Source organism: Gottfriedia acidiceleris, from assembly GCF_004138285.1.
Classification (GTDB): domain Bacteria; phylum Bacillota; class Bacilli; order Bacillales; family Bacillaceae_G; genus Gottfriedia; species Gottfriedia acidiceleris_A.
In genome coordinates this window covers 173,360-193,836 of record NZ_SCFN01000001.1, presented here as the reverse complement: position 1 = coordinate 193,836, position 20,477 = coordinate 173,360, and the positions used below count along the sequence as shown (strand labels likewise).

20 protein-coding genes and 1 other annotated feature are annotated in these 20,477 nt (G+C 33.6%); of the genes, 4 read left to right on the top strand and 16 right to left on the bottom strand.

What is annotated here, in order from left to right:
* Positions 1–64: 64 nt before the first annotated feature.
* From EP747_RS00910 to EP747_RS00880, 7 genes are all read right to left on the bottom strand, one after another.
* A complete protein-coding gene (locus tag EP747_RS00910) occupies positions 65–2,422 on the bottom strand; it encodes an ATP-dependent RecD-like DNA helicase (protein ID WP_129688108.1) in 2,358 nt (785 codons plus the stop codon).
* Positions 2,423–2,459: 37 nt separating this feature from the next.
* Positions 2,460–3,119: a tetratricopeptide repeat protein gene (locus EP747_RS00905; protein ID WP_129688107.1), complete on the bottom strand. Its 660-nt coding sequence runs from the start codon at positions 3,117–3,119 to the stop codon at positions 2,460–2,462.
* 175 nt (positions 3,120–3,294) lie between these two features.
* Positions 3,295–4,413: a tRNA 2-thiouridine(34) synthase MnmA gene (mnmA, locus tag EP747_RS00900; protein ID WP_129688106.1), complete on the bottom strand. Its 1,119-nt coding sequence runs from the start codon at positions 4,411–4,413 to the stop codon at positions 3,295–3,297.
* A 28-nt stretch (positions 4,414–4,441) separates the two neighbouring features.
* Entirely contained in the window at positions 4,442–5,587 is a 1,146-nt protein-coding gene (locus tag EP747_RS00895) for a cysteine desulfurase family protein (RefSeq protein WP_129688105.1), read from the bottom strand.
* A gap of 54 nt (positions 5,588–5,641) precedes the next feature.
* A complete protein-coding gene (gene cymR, locus EP747_RS00890; protein WP_129688104.1) occupies positions 5,642–6,058 on the bottom strand; it encodes a cysteine metabolism transcriptional regulator CymR in 417 nt (138 codons plus the stop codon).
* A gap of 383 nt (positions 6,059–6,441) precedes the next feature.
* Positions 6,442–6,654, bottom strand: a complete 213-nt coding sequence (locus EP747_RS00885; RefSeq protein WP_056472680.1) for a hypothetical protein — start codon at positions 6,652–6,654, stop codon at positions 6,442–6,444.
* Positions 6,655–6,697: 43 nt separating this feature from the next.
* Positions 6,698–7,030 (bottom strand): DUF4257 domain-containing protein, encoded by a 333-nt coding sequence (locus EP747_RS00880; RefSeq protein WP_056472677.1) that lies wholly within the window; start codon positions 7,028–7,030, stop codon positions 6,698–6,700.
* 298 nt (positions 7,031–7,328) lie between these two features.
* Here EP747_RS00880 and EP747_RS00875 point away from each other — a divergent pair, with 298 nt between their 5' ends.
* A complete protein-coding gene (locus EP747_RS00875; protein ID WP_129688103.1) occupies positions 7,329–9,089 on the top strand; it encodes a hypothetical protein in 1,761 nt (586 codons plus the stop codon).
* Between the two features lie 131 nt (positions 9,090–9,220).
* The gene (locus EP747_RS00870; RefSeq protein ID WP_129688102.1) at positions 9,221–9,853 is read left to right on the top strand and encodes a DUF2306 domain-containing protein; all 633 of its coding nucleotides are present in this window, start codon (positions 9,221–9,223) and stop codon (positions 9,851–9,853) included.
* 44 nt (positions 9,854–9,897) lie between these two features.
* On the opposite strand, the gene EP747_RS00865 is transcribed toward EP747_RS00870, so the two are convergent.
* Complete coding sequence (locus EP747_RS00865; protein ID WP_129688101.1) at positions 9,898–11,187, bottom strand: replication-associated recombination protein A; 1,290 nt, start codon at positions 11,185–11,187, stop codon at positions 9,898–9,900.
* Between the two features lie 137 nt (positions 11,188–11,324).
* On the opposite strand from EP747_RS00865, the gene EP747_RS00860 reads away from it, so the two are divergent.
* Together EP747_RS00860 and EP747_RS00855 are read left to right on the top strand one after the other, a co-directional pair.
* On the top strand, positions 11,325–11,756 hold the full coding sequence (locus EP747_RS00860; protein WP_129688100.1) for a Myb-like DNA-binding domain-containing protein: 432 nt from the start codon (positions 11,325–11,327) through the stop codon (positions 11,754–11,756).
* A gap of 99 nt (positions 11,757–11,855) precedes the next feature.
* Positions 11,856–12,074 (top strand): hypothetical protein, encoded by a 219-nt coding sequence (locus EP747_RS00855; RefSeq protein WP_129688099.1) that lies wholly within the window; start codon positions 11,856–11,858, stop codon positions 12,072–12,074.
* 65 nt (positions 12,075–12,139) lie between these two features.
* On the opposite strand, the gene EP747_RS00850 is transcribed toward EP747_RS00855, so the two are convergent.
* The 8 genes from EP747_RS00850 to EP747_RS00820 form a co-directional block, all read right to left on the bottom strand.
* Positions 12,140–12,388 carry a hypothetical protein gene (locus EP747_RS00850; RefSeq protein ID WP_129688098.1) on the bottom strand — a complete coding sequence of 83 codons (249 nt, stop codon included), beginning with the start codon at positions 12,386–12,388 and terminating at the stop codon, positions 12,140–12,142.
* 91 nt (positions 12,389–12,479) lie between these two features.
* Entirely contained in the window at positions 12,480–13,247 is a 768-nt protein-coding gene (locus tag EP747_RS00845; protein WP_129688097.1) for a tRNA threonylcarbamoyladenosine dehydratase, read from the bottom strand.
* Between the two features lie 165 nt (positions 13,248–13,412).
* Positions 13,413–15,182: an aspartate--tRNA ligase gene (gene aspS / locus EP747_RS00840; protein WP_129688096.1), complete on the bottom strand. Its 1,770-nt coding sequence runs from the start codon at positions 15,180–15,182 to the stop codon at positions 13,413–13,415.
* A gap of 19 nt (positions 15,183–15,201) precedes the next feature.
* Positions 15,202–16,467: a histidine--tRNA ligase gene (hisS, locus tag EP747_RS00835; protein WP_129688095.1), complete on the bottom strand. Its 1,266-nt coding sequence runs from the start codon at positions 16,465–16,467 to the stop codon at positions 15,202–15,204.
* A gap of 67 nt (positions 16,468–16,534) precedes the next feature.
* Positions 16,535–16,762: a binding site (T-box leader), on the bottom strand.
* A 71-nt stretch (positions 16,763–16,833) separates the two neighbouring features.
* The gene (locus EP747_RS24095) at positions 16,834–17,007 is read right to left on the bottom strand and encodes a hypothetical protein (RefSeq protein WP_088013656.1); all 174 of its coding nucleotides are present in this window, start codon (positions 17,005–17,007) and stop codon (positions 16,834–16,836) included.
* Between the two features lie 381 nt (positions 17,008–17,388).
* On the bottom strand, positions 17,389–17,568 hold the full coding sequence (locus EP747_RS00830; RefSeq protein WP_129688094.1) for a hypothetical protein: 180 nt from the start codon (positions 17,566–17,568) through the stop codon (positions 17,389–17,391).
* 132 nt (positions 17,569–17,700) lie between these two features.
* Positions 17,701–18,141: a D-aminoacyl-tRNA deacylase gene (dtd, locus tag EP747_RS00825; RefSeq protein WP_088013654.1), complete on the bottom strand. Its 441-nt coding sequence runs from the start codon at positions 18,139–18,141 to the stop codon at positions 17,701–17,703.
* A gap of 15 nt (positions 18,142–18,156) precedes the next feature.
* Positions 18,157–20,352, bottom strand: coding sequence for a RelA/SpoT family protein (locus EP747_RS00820; protein WP_129688093.1), 2,196 nt, complete (start codon positions 20,350–20,352; stop codon positions 18,157–18,159).
* Positions 20,353–20,477: the final 125 nt, after the last annotated feature.

Here is a 20,477-nt window from a genome sequence, read left to right as displayed (position 1 = left end):
ACCAAATTTTCATAAAAATATACGTTAGTACAGGAATCGTCTTGCACTATATATTGTTAGTCAATTACATGAAATCATAAGGTGAAAGATTTGGTAATTCATCTGAAAGCTGAAATGGTAAATCTTCGTTTAGTTGTGCTTCACCATTTTCAATCCCTTTTAGTTTCATACATAGTGTAGTTTGTCTTTGACCATCATCTGTTCTTCCTATGCCTTGAATAAACGCATCTTGTTCACCGCACATGATTAAGAACTTCTTACTTCTAGTCACTGCAGTGTAAATTAAATTTCTTCGAAGCATTCGATAATAACTTTTGACAATTGGAAGCACAATAATATCAAATTCACTACCTTGCGACTTATGTATTGAACAACAGTAAGCAAGAGTTAATTGAGAAAAATCTGGTCTAGTATAGGTCACTTCATTTCCATCAAATGAAACGATAATTATATCTTGTTGTTCTACATTTTCTTTGGCGAAAAAAATGTTTACAATTTCACCCATATCTCCATTAAAAACATTATTTTCAGGAACGTTTACGAGTTGGAGAACTTTATCACCTGTACGAAAAGTTGTATCACCAAAATTCATTTCACGTTGCTTTTCTTTTTTAGGGTTAAACACCTCTTGTAGCCCTTCATTTAGGGCATCAATTCCTGCTGGACCACGATACATCGGTGCTAATACTTGGATATCTCTAACTGGAAAACCTTTTTTATTGGCGTTTTCACACACCTTTTTGACGACTTCAACAACTTGTTGACTTGAACAGCCGATAAATGAACGATCTTTCCTTTGTTCAAATAAATCCTCGGATATTGTTCCATCTTTTATATAATGTGCAAGTGTAATAATCGAAGAATCTTCTGATTGACGGTAAATGTCTTTTAATCGTACTGTTGGAACTGTACCAGAGTTTAGTAAATCCTTTAGGACTTGACCTGGGCCAACAGAAGGTAATTGATCCTCATCTCCTACAAAAATGACTTGGCAGCCTTCTGGAATGCTTTTGAGTAATTGATTCCCTAACCAAACATCGACCATTGAAAACTCATCAATGATCAGTAATTTTCCATTTAAAGGATTTTCCTCATGATGACTAAACTCCCCTTCTCTTGTCCAACCGAGTAAACGATGGATTGTTACTGCCGGTAATCCAGTTGCTTCACTCATTCGTTTTGCCGCTCTACCTGTAGGTGCAGCAAGCAAATAAGGGAAAGGATCATCTTTTGGATAAGAATGCTGATCTAATGATAATTCATGGATTGTTGAAAATAGATTAACGATTCCTTTAATAACTGTCGTTTTACCTGTCCCTGGTCCACCTGTAAGGACCATCATAGCTGACTCCATAGCCTTTTTGATTGCTTGCGCTTGAGAAGGTGCATATTTTACATTCATTTTTGATTCAAGATCTTCTAGCTCTTTTGCAAATCTGGTTTCAGTCATTTCTCCTAAATCTGGAGCACTGCTTAATAATTTTTGAATAGCATTTACAATGCCTTTCTCAGCGTAATAAAGAGCAGCCAAATAGATTCTCTCGTCTTCCATTACTAGATTCCCGTCTGCTACCAATCGTTTCATTTCCCGAGAAATGTCGACTGCTTCGACAAGCTCTTTATCCTGTTTCATTAATAATTGTCTAGTTTCATCAATAAACTGATCTTGCGTTATGTAAACATGTCCTTCTTGCATCGATAAATGTTCTAAAATATAAATACATCCCGCACGTATCCGATCTGGATGATTTCCTGTAATACCGATTGCTCGACCAATTTCATCTGCCCTTCCAAACCCAATCCCATCCACATCTTCAATTAACTTAAATGGATTCGTTCGGATAACATCTAGAGTTGATTCATTATAAGTCTTATAAATTTTAATCGATAGGCCCGTTCCAATGCCGTAGCTACTTAAAAAGCTGATTACTTTTTCAAGACCTTGATGAGATAGAATTGTTTCATAAATTTCTTTAGCTTTTGATTTTGCCAGCCCGGGAACACCTTCTAAGCTATCAGCATTATCTAAAATTTTATTAATTGCACCTTCACCTAAATGATCAACGATTTTCTCAGCTGTTTTCTTTCCTATTCCTTTAAACAAATCTGAGGATAAATATTGAATAACACCTTTTTTGGTAGATGGAAGCTCTTTTTCAAATGAAGAAATTTGAAATTGTTTACCATACCTCGGATGGTCTTTTACAATCCCCTTAAATGTATATGTTTCATCTTCATTCATCCTTGGAATATTCCCAGTAATGGTCATTTCCTGTTCACAATTTGATAAATTTGTATCAACCACTTTTACCTTTGCAACTGTATAAAAATTTTCTGCATTATAAAAGATGATTGTTGTGATATGCCCTTTAATATATGGTGTCTCATCAACAAACAATTCCATTTCACTTTGGGTTTGCATTTCTCCACCTCCCCGATCTTACATAACTAAACTGGCTTCATTCTACTTCTTTATTTTCAATTACTTTTAAAGCATGCATAGCAAGCATATGATCATCTTGACTTTCAATCGCTTTATTAAAATGGTCTTTCGCAGTTGTAATTTGATCATTAAACATCGCAATAATGCCTAGATTATAATGGGCATCAGCATGAAGTTCATCTAATTGTAAAACCTTTTCTAAATTAATTTTTGCTTCATCTAACATTTCTAATTTAGCTAAAGTAAGGCCATATTGGAATAATGCGTCTACATCTTTATCATCTAACTCAATCGCTCGTTGAAAAAATGGAAGTGCAAAACGATCTTCTCCACTATTAACACAGCATAGACCAATCATAAAATGGACATCACTATCATTCATTCCAAGTTTCACACAATGTTGAAAATGATTTTTAGCTAATTCAAACTTTCCATCTTCAAAATACACAGTTCCAACTGCATAATGCGCTGCTGCCAATTCCGGATCAATTTCTAAAGCTTTTTCAAAAAAACGACAAGCTCGTTCTACATCTCCCATCGATAGTAAAAGCTGACCAAAATTAACATATGCTAATGAATTAGTAGGATTTTCTTCAATTTCTTTTGTTAAAAAATTAGCTGCTTCCTCTAAGTTTCCTTCTTGTAGGGCTGCTACTCCACGTTCAAAATTATTCATGTATGACACCTCTATGTATTTTCTTTCAATTATTTTGGATAGACTCCATTTTCTATAACACTATCACACCATAGTATACATTTCAAAGGAACGTTTCTTCAAAATTTTCTACGATAAATTAAGTATTTCCATTCAAAAAAAACAACCCCAACCATTACGATTGGGGTAAATAGATTTATCTTAAATATGTTAATTCATTACCATCGATAAATGCTCGATCAATTGTACCTCCACCTAGGCAGTCTGTTCCGTCGTAAAATACAACGGCTTGTCCTGGAGTGATTGCACGAATTTTTTCGTGGCAAAGAATTCTTACTGAGTTATCATCTAAAATGTGGACCGTTACTTCGTTATCTTCAGAACGATAACGGAATTTAGCAGTACAAGTAAATGAACCTTCTTTTGGTTTATTTGATGTCCAACTAATATCAGAAGCAAGTACTTCATTACTATAAAGTAACTCATTATGAAAACCTTGTTCAACTAATAAAACATTATTTTCTAAGTCTTTTCCTACAACGAACCAAGGATCTCCATTTCCACCGATTCCAAGTCCATGACGTTGACCAATTGTATAATACATAAGTCCATCATGTTTACCTTTAACTTCCCCGTTCATTGTTCTCATTTCACCAGGTTGTGCAGGTAAATAATTACTTAGAAATTCTTTAAAGTTACGTTCGCCAATGAAGCAAATTCCTGTACTGTCTTTTTTCTTAGCTGTTGCTAAATCTGCCTCTTCAGCAATTTTACGGATTTCAGGCTTTAAATAGCCTCCAAGTGGAAACATAACTTTCGATAGTTGTTCTTGGCCAAGTTGATTTAGGAAATAAGTTTGGTCTTTATTGCTGTCAATGCCTCGTAACATTTTATATTCTCCGTCACGAAACTCAACTCCAGCATAATGACCTGTCGCTACATAATCAGCCCCAAGCTCCATTGCATGCTCAAGAAATGCTTTAAACTTAATTTCTTTGTTACACATTACATCTGGGTTTGGTGTTCTCCCTTTTTTATATTCATCTAAGAAATAGGTAAACACTTTATCCCAATATTGCTTTTCAAAATTCACTGCATAATACGGAATTCCTATTTGATTACAAACTGCAATTACATCTTCATAATCTTCAGTTGCTGTACATACGCCAAATTCATCTGTGTCATCCCAGTTTTTCATAAAAATACCGATGACATCATATCCTTGTTGTTTCAATAAATATGCTGTTACAGATGAATCTACACCACCTGACATTCCTACTACTACGCGAGTGTCTTTTGGATCTTTTTTATTCATAAATAATATCCCCTCGCACTTTTAAAATTTATATTTTAACTAATCGTTTTACAATTGAAGATACACGTTCTCCAAGTATCCGGATTTGTTCGTCTGTATTTCCATAACCAAAGCTAAATCGAACCGAAGAGCGTATTTTAGGTGAATCTATTCCAAACATTTCAACTAAAACATGTGATGGATCTATACTACCAGCTGTACAAGCAGACCCGCTTGAAGCTGCTATGCCTGATAAATCAAGGTTTACCAAAAATGATTCAATTGAAATATCTTCAAATGATAAGTTTAACACATGTGGTGCAAAAAACGAGTCGTTTCCATTTTTTTCAAAACGAATTCCATTTTCTTTTAGGACGCTCAGTAAGATTTCATGGAAACGCAAATAGCTTTTTACACGATCATCTCTTTCGATGTGAATTACTTCAACCGCTTTAGCTAATCCAACAATACCAGGAACATTTTCTGTACCTGCACGACGTTTACGCTCTTGCTGTCCACCATATTGCAATTGTGTAAAAATTGCATTTTCACTTACATAAAGAAAACCTACACCTTTAGGTCCATTAATTTTATGTGAGGAAATGGATAAAAAGTCGACACCAAGTTCTTCAACATTAATTGGAATTAAGCCGTAAGCTTGTACTGCATCTGTATGGAAATGAGCTTTATGGTCACTAAGAAGTTCACCAATTTCTTTAATTGGTTGAACTGTTCCGATTTCATTATTAACCATCATAATTGATACTAAAATCGTATCATCACGCAGTGCAGCTTTTACATCCTCTACATTCACACGACCTGTATGATCAACAGGTAAATACGTAACCTCAAACCCTTCCTTTTCAAGAGCCTGGCATGTATGTAATATAGCATGATGCTCGATGCTAGAGGTAATAATGTGCTTACCATATTTTTGATTCGCATAAGCAGCGCCTAAAACAGCAAGGTTATCACTTTCCGTTCCACCGCTTGTAAAAATAATTTCGTTAACTTTTGATCCTATACTATTAGCACAAACCATGCGTGCAGTATCAATCTTTTGGCGAGCTTGTCGGCCAAATGAATGAATACTAGATGGATTTCCAAAAGTCTCTTGCATTTCTACAACCATCTTTTCAATTACTTCTGGATGCATTGGAGAAGTCGCAGCATGATCTACATAAATACGTTCCATTTTTATTAAACCCTTTCTTTATGAAGCGTTCAACTAACTTTGAACGCACTAAAATTAAATATAAAACATATATCCGTTTAAATCATCAGATTCTAATTTTGCTAAATCCTCAAGATTCGTATGGTCTAACACTTCATTAATCGCTTTTTGAACACGAGTCCATAACTCTCTTTGAGCAGGATTTTCATCTTCAAGATTTTCGATTGGAGATAGCGAACCTTCAAGTGCAGTTATCACTTCACCTGCAGAAATTTCATTTGGTTCCTTTGTTAAAATATACCCACCATATGCTCCACGAATACTCTTAACTAATCCTGCATTACGTAATAATGAAATAATTTGTTCTAAATAATGCTCAGAAAGATTTTGTGCTTTCGCAATACTCTTGAGTGAAATTGGTTTATCACAATATCTTTTAGCTAATTCAATCATAACTGTCAGTCCGTATCTTCCCTTAGTTGAAATCTTCATTAATTCACTCCGTTCAATAAACTGTATCTCTTATTTTTATCAGATTTATCCTATTTTTAAACTGTAGTAATACAATTATTGTACACTATTTATCCTATAAATTCACATGCCAGGAAAAAAATGCACTAAACCAATTGGAAAAGTGCAATATCTATCTATGTAATCAACTAGTCAGGTCAGTATACTAACTTGAACTTCAACGCTTTATAAATTCTAAAATTATTTCTCCATCATTCTCGCTAATTAACTAGTAATCTAAAAAAAACATAGGACAAAGATTTCTCTAATCTACAAAAAAAACACCCCTAATGTTATATAGTTTAACTATACGACATTATAGGTGTTTTCTATTTTAGTCTGATTGCTTTCATTATTTTGATTGCTTAACTTTTCAATTTACCAGCTCGTACGAATTGAGCGGCTGCCGCTTTTTCATCGAAATCTTCAACATTTTTTCTAGATTCTTTTATGTTATTCAAAAAGCTTATGACTTGAAATTCGATACTTTTTATTTCGTATTCGGTATCAGCATTTAATAAATCCTCTAATAAATCTAAATAAATGGCTTTCTCTTCAGGTGTTAGCACTAGCCTCATTACATGCCTCCTTCATCTTTTGCTAAGTAAATTATTGAAAATACTACACAATTTGCTTAGAAATATTATGCAGTGAACTTACCCTTTCCCGTTCAGTGTTAAGTGCCCTACTTAAAAGAAAGCTTTGAGATGAGAGACCAGCTAATATACAGTATCCGATTACCATACGCATATCTTTTAACATGTTTTCTGGTATAAATAATGAAACAAATAATGTCGCGGCTGTTGCTCCAAATAAAATATCTGCAAGAAAACCTAAATAAAAGCCTTTCTTTCGTCTCACCGGGAGCATAATCGTACCTTTGTTAAACAGGATGTGAAAAATAAATCCGGTCACTCCACCAATGACAACCGCCAGGACATAGAGCTTAACCATGTTCATCCTCCATTCTTAATTTTAGGTACAAAAAAAATTCCTACTTTCGTTTCGAGAATAAGTTAATCGAAATGATCGCTAGGATTGGACAAGTTCCTTATTAAAATATGAACTGCTTGTTCTTATTATTATAATAAATTTTCAAAACAATTTGTAAAATTTATCCAATTGTGACAAAAAACAAGTTAAAAGTCCTGAATTTTTATTTAAACAAGCATACTACAAGACTATTTAACTATTTCCCATTACCCTTATTATGATATATTGGAATTAAAAAGAAGCTAGAGGAGGTTTTAAGTTGGCTGTACAAAGAAAATTCAAGAAAATAGTAAATCAATTACGCCACCAAGATCTATATCAGCGCGCAAAAGGCATAGACCAACTTAGAAAGTCTCTTCGATCAGGTGCTTCTATTGAATCATTAATTTATTTATTAGAAGAAGCGGGAACCAATTTCCCGAAATCAATAGAAGATTGGGATGATGGAAGCTATCACTTAGTTGGATTTTGTTCAGAGTTCGAGCTCCAAGAATTAATAACTCCAATCGAAAAGAATTTTGAAGCATATAGTGAACGCGCAAAACTTCAAGCCCTCTATTTATTAATAAGTCTTAAATCAGAGTTAGCTAGAGATGCTTATATACGAATCATTGAAAAAAATAGTAATCGATACTCACTTGATATCGATGTTCAATTCATTTTCGAAGAGACAAATTGGGCTCCAGAACTTGTAAAAAAACTATTACGTTTAATCGAAAATGAAGAAACTGCCGTTTCAATTTTCCATCTGATTCTATTATGTAAAAGGAATTCAATTTCTCTACCTTTTTCATCTGCTGAGAACGATTATATAATCGAACAAATTAAAGTTTTATATAAGCTTAAACGAGATTCATATTTAAATTATGATCAAGATTACAACTTAAAATATGTGTACCAGGCTTGGAAGGAATCTTACCTCATCGTTCGAACAGAGATGGGTATTTGCCTTCAATTAATGCAATATTATTTTGACGATAGCATTCATGAATATTTAAAAGAAGCACTTGAGTATAAAGATCCTTACTTAAAAGTGGATGCTGTTATATCACTGATGGAACATGGCGTACAAATTGAAAAAGAAATCCTTGATTATTGTGCTCATAATATTGAATCTGCTGTATGGTTTTATACAAAATTAAATGAATTTTCAAAGAAAGATATTTACTCATTTACGGAAGAACATCAACATAGTTTTGTGAAAAACAGACTGTTTCTTTATTTAATTGCTCATGAGGATTTTGGTGTGATCCCCGACGAGATAGAAATTATAAAGCGATATGATACTTCGAACTATTATGAACAAGAAGTAACTTATTATTTAACTAAATTTCGCAGTCAGCAAGAAAATTGGGAAGAAAAAGATTGGATGGCTGCATATGTAGGGGCTTATATCACTGAACAAATTCCTAGTCCACGATTTTATGATGAAACAATTTCCGCATTTACAAAATGGGACAAATACGCTGAGGATGAACATAAAACTCAACTTGAATTATTGAATAAGGTAGAAAACGATAAACTAGGTCAAGAAGTCATTTTGGAATCAAAACCAAGCTGGCATTTTGGTACTTATTTCCTTGGGTTTCTAACAGCTGTTAGAACAGGTACTGCTTTTGGAAATCACGATCCTATTTATTTTTTATTACTAGCTTTACTATGGATAATTTTCTTATATAAAGTGTATGCAACAATTCAACTTCGAAAAGAATCTAAATTAATTTTAACAAGTAGACAGTTAACCTTAAAAAAAGGTAATGAATTGAAGTCAATTGAGCTTCATAAGATAAACCGGATGACGATCGAACTCAGAAAATGGGGTAAAAACGAAGGTAAAATGGCAGCATATCAACGAAAAGTAAATTATATTGTTTTCTATGATAAAGACGACGAAGAGATTTTATCAATCCCTTCTACTTTTATTAAACCCGATCTACTTTTCCTCGAGATCAAAATATTAACTAGTCATTTAGTTGATTCACCAACTATTGAAGTTTTTGAAAATGATGTTAGTGCTTAAAAGTCGAGACTCAAGTCTCGACTTTTTTTATTCATGTTCCGTTCATATTAGGTTGTTATGATATTACTTATAGATTTTATACTAAATTACATATTAAATATCAAACTAAATAACGGGGGTCAAGTTAATTTATGAATTCTAAAAAAAGTTGGTGGATTTTATTTATTATTTCACTTTGTGTCATTGTTCCATTTATGGCACCTTATTTCCTAATAGATCCTGAGAAAAGTCGTATTCAAATTAGTTCAACTTCAATTCAATATCCTGCTTTAATTACACATATCTTTTTTGCATTTATTGCTTTAATTACTGGGTTCTTACAGTTTGTAAAAAGGATTAGATCTCGTAATCCAAGAATCCATCGAATGATCGGAAAGATTTACTGTACTAGCGTTTTTATAAGTGCAATTTTGTCATTAATTGTAATTTTTTATATCGAAAATTTTTCAAAGGTAATGTCTTTTCTTGTTTTAGCTATACTTTGGATTTTCACTACATTTAAAGGTATGCATAGCGCTAAGAAGAAAAATTACATAGCTCACCAAATCTGGATGACTCGAAGTTTTGGAATCACATTAGTAGCAGTTAGTGGTAGAGTTTTAGTTCCATTTATATTATTAGCCTACTTTTTGCTAAATGGATTACATATACCTGGTGGGAGAGAACGAATGGTTGAGGAAGCCCTAAACGTTAATATATGGGTAGGTATATTAATAAATTTTATCATAATTGAATGGATCATATTAAAAAGGAAGGTAGATTAAGCGACCAATTTCGCTTTATATCTACCTTCTCGTTAATTATTGACCTAATTACGATTTTTCTTAAACTGCTGTAGTTTATCAAAAATAGCCCCGTAACGTTTTTCGTTACCTGCTTCTTTTGGTTTATAGTAAACTTGATTTACAAGTCGATCTGGAAGATATTGTTGATAAACCCAACCGCCAAAATTACCTAAAGGATGATCATGCGGATAAATATAACCAATCCCATGCCCCATATCCTTGGCTCCAGCATAATGACTATCTTTTAAATGTGCTGGGATATCATCATGTAGCCCACTTCTCACATCATTCAATGCTCGATCAATTGATGTAACACTAGAATTAGATTTGGATGACAAACAAAGTTCAATTACCGCATTTGAAAGAATAATTCTTGCTTCAGGAAATCCAACTTGCTTTGCGGCTTCACAAGCAAGAACAACCTTCCATGGATCGCCAGCTAATCCGATATCCTCGTAAGCAATAACTAATAATCTTCGAATTATGCTAGTTAAATCACCAGCTTCAATGAGCCTCGCCAAATAATAAAGTGCTGCATTTACATCACTTCCACGAATACTCTTTTGGAAACCAGACAATGTGTCATAATGAAAGTCTCCATTTTTATCATGATTAAAACCTTTTGAACGAAGAAATTCATCAATAATTTCATCTTGTACTACAATCGTTCCGTCTGACTCTTTTGTTGAACCGTATACAATTGATTCCAAAATATTTAATGATGATCTTGCATCACCATTCACTCCATTAGCAATTTTTAAAATTTGTTCCTCTGAAATTTGGATTTGCAAATTTCCTAATCCTCTATCCTCATCTCTTAAGGCTTTATCTAATAATTTATAAATATGTTTTGGTAAAAGCGGTTCTAATTTTAAAATGTGGTTACAGCGAGATCGTATTGCACTGTTAACATCGTGGTATGGATTCTCAGTTGTTGCCCCAATTAACGTGATAAACCCGCTTTCTACATATGATAATAAATAATCCTGTTGCAGCTTTGACCAACGATGAATTTCATCTGCAAAAAGAATGATCTCACCGAACATTTTCGCCTCATGAACGATATCCTCAAGTTCTTTTTTACCAGAAGTAGTCGCATTTACAGTTACAAAACGTTTATCTACAGTACCAGCAATTGCATGGGCAAACGATGTCTTACCTATTCCAGGTTCCCCGTGTATTAACATTGAAGGAACTCGTCCGTTATGTATTAATCGATATAACGCTGATTCTTTTCCGATAATTTTTTCTTGACCAACTAATTCATCAATCGTTCTTGGTCTCATACGGTATGCTAGAGGTTCATGACTCATTTTTCTCCCTCCTTTATAACTCTTTTTACTATTGTAATTGAATTGGAAACATTTTTCATCTGCACTCGAAAATATTTCTTTTTACTAACAGTTTATTTGGTGAAGATAATAATAGATGAAATAAAGAAGGTGAAAAAATGAATGCCCCGAAAACAAAATGGTCATTTGAAGATGAAAACACATTAATCGAACTAGTTGAAAAATATGAAAGTAAAGGTAAATCGAAGCAAGAAGCATTTGAAATGGTAGCAAATATTATTAATCGGACAAAGACAGCATGTGCTTCTAGATACCGAAAATTATCAAAAGATCAATTTAAAGAAATAAAACAGTCTAATTTAGTTACAGAATTAAATACATCTTTAATTCAACCTTCACTGAATATAGAAATGATCATCCAATTTTTAATGAATTTTGAAAAACAGCATCAAGCTTCGGAGGAAAATATACGGTTAAAAGAAATAGTAGATAAATTAAAAATTGACAATGAAAATTTAAACAAAAAAATCGTTAATCTAAAAACATTAATTCAGAAGAAACAAAATGTATTAATCAATCTAACAGAGTAAATTTGGACAAAATAATGTAAAACATTCACAGTATATTATCACTCGTACTATTGTATAATGAAGTAACAAAATGCATGCAATAGTAAGGAGTATAATGAAATGAATTGGAAAAAAGGCGGTTTATGGATTATTATATTTTTTATTATTAAAGGTACGTTATCTACACTTTTAATTGTTACTGGTGCTAAATACTTTAACTTATCATATATTCAAATTCTACTTCTTGTTGTTGGACTATTAGTTATTTCTATCATTGGACGTCAATTTGTGAGAAGACGTAAAAATAGAGCTAAAAATGCGAAGGATTTAAATATGTAATCCCCTCTTACTATACAGTAATGTGTCCGAGCAGACTGAAACCCCCAATTAATTGGGGGTCTGTTTTATTTACTAGGCTTACGTTTATTCATTTCAATCGATTCCATATCGTTAACAACGCCATCTTTGCCAACCTTACCATTTTTCTCGACTACATTATTTTTCTTTTTATACTTAACATTAATCCGATTGGATAAATTATCTACACTATGCTGTTTTGGATCTTTTTCCATGTCACTAGTACTACTACAAGCAGTTAATATTGTTAAAGATAATCCGAAAGTACAAAATACTTTCAAGGCTCTATTCAACATCAAACACCTCCTATTGAAGGTAGTTTTTACATTAATAAATAAAAAAACTGTAGGAAATTAATTCCTACAGTCAGCTTGTTAAGAGCATTAGTTATTCTTTACCTACACGCTTAATTTCAATATCCTTTATTAATTCACGTACTGCATGACTAGCTGCGATTAAGCCAGCAACTGATGGTACAAAGGCGTTTGAAGATGGTGGCATTTTCGCTTTACGAATTTTTGTATTTTCATCTGGTACGATTTCTTTACGTACATCTTCACGTATAACAATAGGACTTTCGTCTGAATAAACAACTGTAACACCTTTTTGAATACCTTCTTTGCGAAGTTTAGTTCGAATAACCTTTGCAATAGGATCGTGAGTTGTTTTTGATATATCAGCTATTTTAAATCGAGTTGGATCCATCTTATTAGCGGCACCCATACTTGAAATAATTGGAATTCCTCGACGACGACACTCTTTAATTAAGTGAATTTTATATGTAATTGTATCAGAGGCATCAATTACATAATCTAATGGAATTTCGAAAAACTTTTCAAATGTTTCTTCTGTATAAAACATTCTATGTGTAATTACTTCGCATTCAGGATTAATCTCAAGAATACGTTGTTTCATCATCTCTACTTTAGGCTCACCAACTGTTGATAATAAAGCATGAATTTGTCTATTCACGTTTGTTATATCAATAACATCTTTATCCACTAGTATTAAACGCCCGACTCCAGAACGCGCTAAAGCCTCTGCAGAAAATGAGCCAACGCCTCCAATACCTAAAATAGCTACCGTACTGTTTTGTAATCGCTCTAAACCTGCCTTACCAAAAGCAAGCTCATTACGAGAAAATTGGTGTAACATTTATTCAACTCCCACTATCTTAATCAGATTACAATGATTTAAATATACATGATACAAGCTATTTACATCAAGCTTGAATTAAAGAAAAGCAGCATTTTTCTTAATCTTTCAACAAGAAAAAGGAAAGGATTAAGAAAATTAATTCCTTCACCCTTCCTTTTTATTTTACTCTTCTACAGTTGTTTTTAACGCTAATTCTTCTAATTGTGCAGAAGAAACTGGACTTGGTGCATTTGTTAATAAGCAACTTGCTGATGCTGTTTTAGGGAATGCAATTGTGTCACGTAAATTTGAGCGACCTGCAAGTAACATTACAATACGGTCTAGACCTAGCGCAATTCCGCCGTGTGGTGGAGTACCATATTCAAATGCTTCCATTAAGAAACCGAATTGCTCTTGTGCTTCTTCTTCAGAAAATCCTAAGCATTTGAACATTTTTTCTTGTATGTCTCTTTCGTAAATTCGAACTGAACCTCCACCAAGCTCGTAACCATTTAATACTAAGTCATAAGCTTGTGCTTTTACACTACCTGGGTCAGTATCAAGTTTCGCAATATCTTCACGAACAGGCGAAGTGAATGGATGATGAGCCGCAAAATATCGATCTAATTCTGCATCATATTCAAGTAATGGCCAGTCAGTAACCCATAGGAAATTGAATTTAGATTGATCAATTAAATCTAAGTCTTTACCTAGTTTTAATCGAAGTGCACCTAAGCTATTTGCAACTACTGAAGCATCTGAAGCTACGAATAAAATCAAGTCACCTGCTTGGGCTTCTACAGCTAATTTTAATGTAGCAAACTCTTCTTCACTAAAGAATTTATTGATAGGACCTTTGAACCCATCTTCTTCAAGTTTTAACCAAGCAAGACCTTTTGCTCCATAACGACCAGCATATTCTTGAAGACCATCGATGTCTTTACGAGAATAATTTGCTGCCTGACCTTTTACATTTAAACATTTTACTTGGCCACCGTTTTCAACAGCTGAAGTAAATACTTTAAATCCACTTTCTTTAGCGAAAGAAGAAACATCAATTAACTCTAATCCAAAACGAGTATCAGGTTTATCAGAACCATAGCGATTCATCGCTTCATCATAGCTCATACGAGGAAGTGGTGTAACTAGTTCAACACCTTTTGTTTCCTTCATCATTTTAACCATCATTCTTTCAGACATTTCCATAATTTCCTCTTGAGAAAGGAAGCTAGTTTCAATGTCTATTTGAGTAAATTCTGGTTGACGGTCAGCACGTAAATCTTCGTCACGGAAGCATCGTGCAATTTGGAAATAGCGCTCAAATCCTGAAACCATTAATAATTGTTTAAAAATTTGAGGTGATTGTGGTAATGCATAAAACTCACCCGGATGCACACGGCTAGGTACTAAATAGTCACGAGCTCCTTCTGGTGTACTCTTCGTTAAAATTGGCGTTTCAACTTCTAAGAAGTCTTCACCATCTAAGAAATCACGAATTGATTTTGTAATTTTTGAACGTAATTTAAATGTGTCATACATAACTGGACGACGTAGATCTAAATAACGATATTTTAAACGAAGGTCTTCTGCTACCTCCGTTTTATTTTCAATTGCAAATGGAGGATTCTTAGCTTTATTAATAATCTCAAGCTTTTCAACAGAAACTTCAATTGCTCCCGTTTCAAGATTTGTATTAACTGTACCTTCACCACGAGATACTACTTTCCCGTGAACGTGAAGAATAAATTCATTACGTACAGTTTCAGCTAGAGATAAAGCTTCACCTGAAGTTTCAGGATTAAAAACGATTTGTACAAGTCCAGAACGGTCACGTAAATCAATAAAAATTAATCCACCTAAATCACGTCTTTTTTGTACCCATCCTTTAAGTGTTACACTTTGACCGATATGTGATTCTCTTAGTTCTCCACATAAATGCGTTCGTTGTTCCATTTTCAATTCCCCCATTTGTTTATTTAGAGCTTACGTATTTTACAAAGATGTCTAATGCAACTTCTTCTTGTACACCAGTCTCTTGGTCTTTTAAATTAATGACTCCGCGAGATAATTCTTCTTCACCTAGAACCGCTACATATTTTGCTTTATAACGTTCCGCTGCTTTGAATTGAGCTTTTATTTTACGATCTTGGTAATCTTTTTCACAAACCAGACCAGCTTTACGCAATTGATATAAAATAGCAGTCGCTTCTTTTTTCACTTCTTCTCCAAGTCCGATTAGGAATACATCCATTTCTTGTTGGATTGGAAGTTCAATTCCTTCTGTTTCAAGAGCTAATATTAAACGCTCTATACTTAATGCGAAACCAATACCAGGAGTATTAGGACCACCGATTTCTTCAACTAATCCGTTATAGCGACCACCACCACTTAAAGTTGAAATTGTACCAAATCCTTTACCTTCTAACATGATTTCAAATACAGTGTGATTATAATAATCTAAACCACGAACTAAATTCGCATCGATCTCAAACGGAATTTTCATAGCTGTTAAGTAAGATTGAACAGCTTCGAAATAGTTCATAGATTCTTCGTTTAAATATTCTAAAATCGATGGCGCTGTCTTCATCGAAGGGTGATCGTGATCCTTTTTACAATCTAAAACACGTAATGGATTAGTTTCTAAACGATTATTACAATCACTACATAGTTCATGTGCTACCGGTTTAAAATGATTCACAAGCGCTTCACGGTGTGCTTTACGGCTTTCTAAGTCACCTAAACTATTAAGAACTAACTTAACGTTTTTCAATCCAAGACCACGATATAATTCCATTGATAGAGCTAATACTTCTGCATCGATAGAAGGATCATTACTACCTAAAGCTTCGATACCGAATTGTACGAACTGACGGTAGCGACCAGCCTGTGGACGTTCATAACGGAACATAGGACCGATATAATACAACTTAGTAGGTTGATTGCTATTGCCGTACATTTTATTTTCAACATAAGAACGAGCGATTGAAGCAGTTCCTTCTGGACGTAATGTTAATTGACGATCTCCACGATCAGTAAATGTGTACATTTCTTTTTGAACAATATCTGTTGTATCTCCAACACCACGTTGGAATAATTCAGTATGTTCAAAGATTGGTGTACGAATTTCGTTATAGTTATATCGTTTGCATAAATCTCGTGCAAACTTTTCAATATACTGCCATTTTTCAATCGTACCAGGTAAAAGATCCTGAGTACCTCTTGGGATATTAATCGACATTGTAAATCCTCCTAAATAATAAACCTTTATAAATACAAAAAACCCTCGTGCCTACTGAAATAAAAACAGTAGGGACGAGAGTTATAAGCCCGTGGTGCCACCCTAATTGAAGAACAATAAACTGTTCTCCCACTTTCATCGTTAACGCCGATTACGTTTATCCTTACTAGAAATCGTTCAGAATAAAGCCTCGGGAGTGTCTTTCAAATAGTCTACTTGTGGAAATGCTCTCAGCCACGGCACTTCCTCTCTCTACAAGAGATCCTATCCTACTTTTCTCCGTCTATGGAATATTACTATGTATCAATATGTTATTTAATATCTTACGTTCGGATACACCAAATGTCAAGAACAGTTAAAAAATTTTTACGAACGCTCCAACTGTCTTTTTAAATCACGCACTTCTCTTAAAGTTAAACCAAACTCACTTGCCATCTCTAATGAATTGGATTCTTGTCCCCTATTTTGAAACTCATGAAAATCCATATTCAAGACACCTTTTCTACCTGATCCTAGACTATTACGATTATTTATTCTCATGTTGCAGTCTCCTTCCAAGTATGTTGTTATATAGGATGTCCAAATAATTAATGGATTAAACAATTAAAATATAGTTGAAAACTTGGCAAGTTTTTTAGGGAATTAAGCAGTATAAATTAGTTCTATGGATTCAGAAAAAATGAGGTGGAATTTGATTAAATTTAAGTGTTTTTAACGTAGATATTATTTAGAAGTAGAAAATAATTAGTTAAATTTAACGATATTATTTGCGATTAGATGTTTATTTGCAGTTTTTGGTTGTCTTATTTGTAGATTGGGCAATTTTATTGGCAGTTTTGAAAATTTATTTGCAGTTTTAATAATTTACTGCATCCAACTATTTATGATTAAAACTAAAAAAACCATGGTACACACCATGGTCTAATGAAATATTCTTAAAGTAGATTGAATACTTTCAACTGATCCGTCTATGAAATACATTAATCCGTAATAAACTAGGATGATTAAAATAACAAATAAAAGTGCTTTAAAGAAACTTTTGAGGATTGTAAACAAAATTACACCAGCGATCAGGATTAACACGATTGTAATTATGTCCATATAGTGACCTCCTCTGAATTCTTTGTAGGAAACCGTATACTTCAGTATATTCGCTATATGAAGTTATTATTTTAATAATTAATTCTTTCAAAAAAAATGCCTCCTTTTTGGAAAAGGAGGTTAAGGATTGGCTTATTTACTTTCAATCATAATTGTAATTGGTCCCCAGTTTGTAAATGTTACATCCATATCTGCACCAAAAATGCCGGTTTGTACTTCGTATCCTTGTTCGCGTAAATATGAATTAAAATATTCGTATAATTCATTTGCGATTTCTGGCTTGGCTGCATCTGTGAAACTTGGACGTCTACCTTTTCTCGTATCGCCATATAAAGTGAATTGAGAAACGGATAGAATCTGGCCTCCAACATCATTTAAAGATAAATTCATTTTTCCGAGTTCATCTTCAAAAATTCTTAGGTTAACTGCTTTGTCCGCACAATATTTAACATCTTCTATAGTGTCTTCATGCGTTATTCCGACTAACAATAATAACCCTTTAGGTATTTGACCTACTACTTGTCCGTCCACTACGACTTTTGCTTCTTTTGTGCGCTGTAATAATACTTTCACAAGTGGCACCTCCTATTAGTGGAAAATACGTCTCACAGAGTAAATGTCTGGAATTTGTTTAACCTTATCCACTACTTTTTGCAGGTGGTTTATATTACGAATAGACAAACTCATTGTAATAGTTGCCATTTTATTTCGGTCATTTTTTCCTGTTACTGAAGAGATATTTGTTTTTGTTTCATTTACTACTGAAAGAACTTCATTTAAAAGCCCACGACGATCATAACCGAAAATTTCTATATCAACGTTATAATCACGTTCAAACGTAGGACTTTCCTCCCAATCAACTTCAATAAAGCGATCTTCTTCACTATCATTTAACATGTTTACGCAATCGCTTCTATGAACTGAGATTCCTCTGCCTTTTGTGATATAGCCAACAATATCATCACCTGGTACAGGATTACAGCATTTTGATAAACGGATTAATAAATTATCTACACCTTTTACTGAAATACCAGCATCTTTACGACGTGATGGAGCTTTTTTAAGGTCCGAAGAAAGTTCTTTTAATCGGTCTTCTAACTCAATTTCAGTACGTTTACGGAATTTATCTGTTAAACGGTGAGCAATCTGTGTTGCAGTAATTCCATTGTATCCAACGGCTGCATACATATCTTCTGCATTAGAGAAATTAAATTTCTCTGCGACGCGTTTTAAATTTTCAGACGTTAATACTTCTTTTAAATCACATTCTAAAGCTTTAATTTCTTTTTCAACTAATTCCTTGCCTTTTTCAACATTCTCTTCTCTTCTTTGCTTTTTAAAATATTGACGTATTTTATTTTTAGCATGTGAAGACTGAGCGACCTTTAACCAGTCTTGGCTAGGTCCATACGAATGCTTCGATGTCATAATCTCAACGATATCACCGGTTTTAAGTTTATAATCAAGTGGTACCATTTTTCCATTTACTTTTGAACCAATTGTTTTATTACCGATTTCAGAGTGAATTCGGTAAGCAAAATCGATTGGAACAGATCCTAGTGGTAATTCAAAAACATCACCTTTTGGAGTAAATACAAAAACCATATCAGAGAATAAGTCCATTTTTACTGATTCCATGAACTCTTCTGCATTTGTAGAATTATCTTGCCATTCGATAATTTCACGGAACCAACTTAATTTATTTTCTAAAGTTTTTTGTGAAGGAAGATTTGCATTATCTTCTTTGTATGCCCAGTGTGCTGCAACACCATATTCAGCAATTTGGTGCATTTCTTGTGTACGAATTTGCACTTCTAGTGGTTCACCTTTTGGACCGATTACAGTCGTATGAAGAGATTGATACAGATTTGCCTTAGGCATTGCAATATAATCTTTAAAACGACCAGGCATTGGTTTCCAGCATGTATGAATAACGCCTAAAACTGCGTAGCAATCTTTAATACTATTAACTATCACACGTACAGCTAATAAGTCATATATCTCGTTAAATTGTTTATTTTGCTTAGCCATTTTATGATAAATGCTATAGATATGCTTAGGACGTCCAGAAATTTCTGTTTTAATTTCGACATCTTCAAGTTGAGTTGTGATTTCGTTAATAACCTCTTCTAAATATTGCTCGCGCTCTGCTCTTTTTCGCTTCATTAAGTTAACTATTCGATAGTATTGCTGTGGATTTAAATAACGTAACGCTGTATCTTCAAGCTCCCACTTTACTTTACTAATCCCTAGTCGATGAGCTAGCGGTGCAAATATTTCTAACGTTTCATTCGCAATTCGCATACGTTTTTCTTGAGGTAAGTGTTTTAACGTTCTCATATTGTGAAGGCGATCGGCTAATTTAATTAATATTACTCTCAAGTCCTGTGCCATCGCTACAAACATTTTGCGATGATTTTCAGCTTGCTGTTCTTCCTTCGATTTAAACTTGATTTTACCTAACTTTGTTACACCATCTACAAGCATAGATACTTCTTTACCAAAATGGTTCTCTAAGTCCTCTTTAGATACTTCAGTATCCTCTACTACATCATGAAGAAACCCAGCACTAATGGTTGTAGCATCCATCTCTAAGCCAACAAGGATACCTGCTACTTGAACCGGGTGTATAATATATGGTTCACCTGACTTACGAAATTGCTCACTATGTGCGTCACGAGCATATTCATAAGCACGTTTAATAAACGCCACATCATCTTCTTTTAAATAATGGGACGCTTGCTCTAAAACCTGTTCTGCTGTCAAAACTTGCTCAGTAGCCATCTAATCACCTTAAATCATTATTTCCTTTATTATCATGAAAATTTCGTTTTTTGTAAAGCAGGAGTCGTCAAATTTCATTTTTTTTTGCAGATCTTTGATAGAAAAAGAGCACTCTGATTATTCAG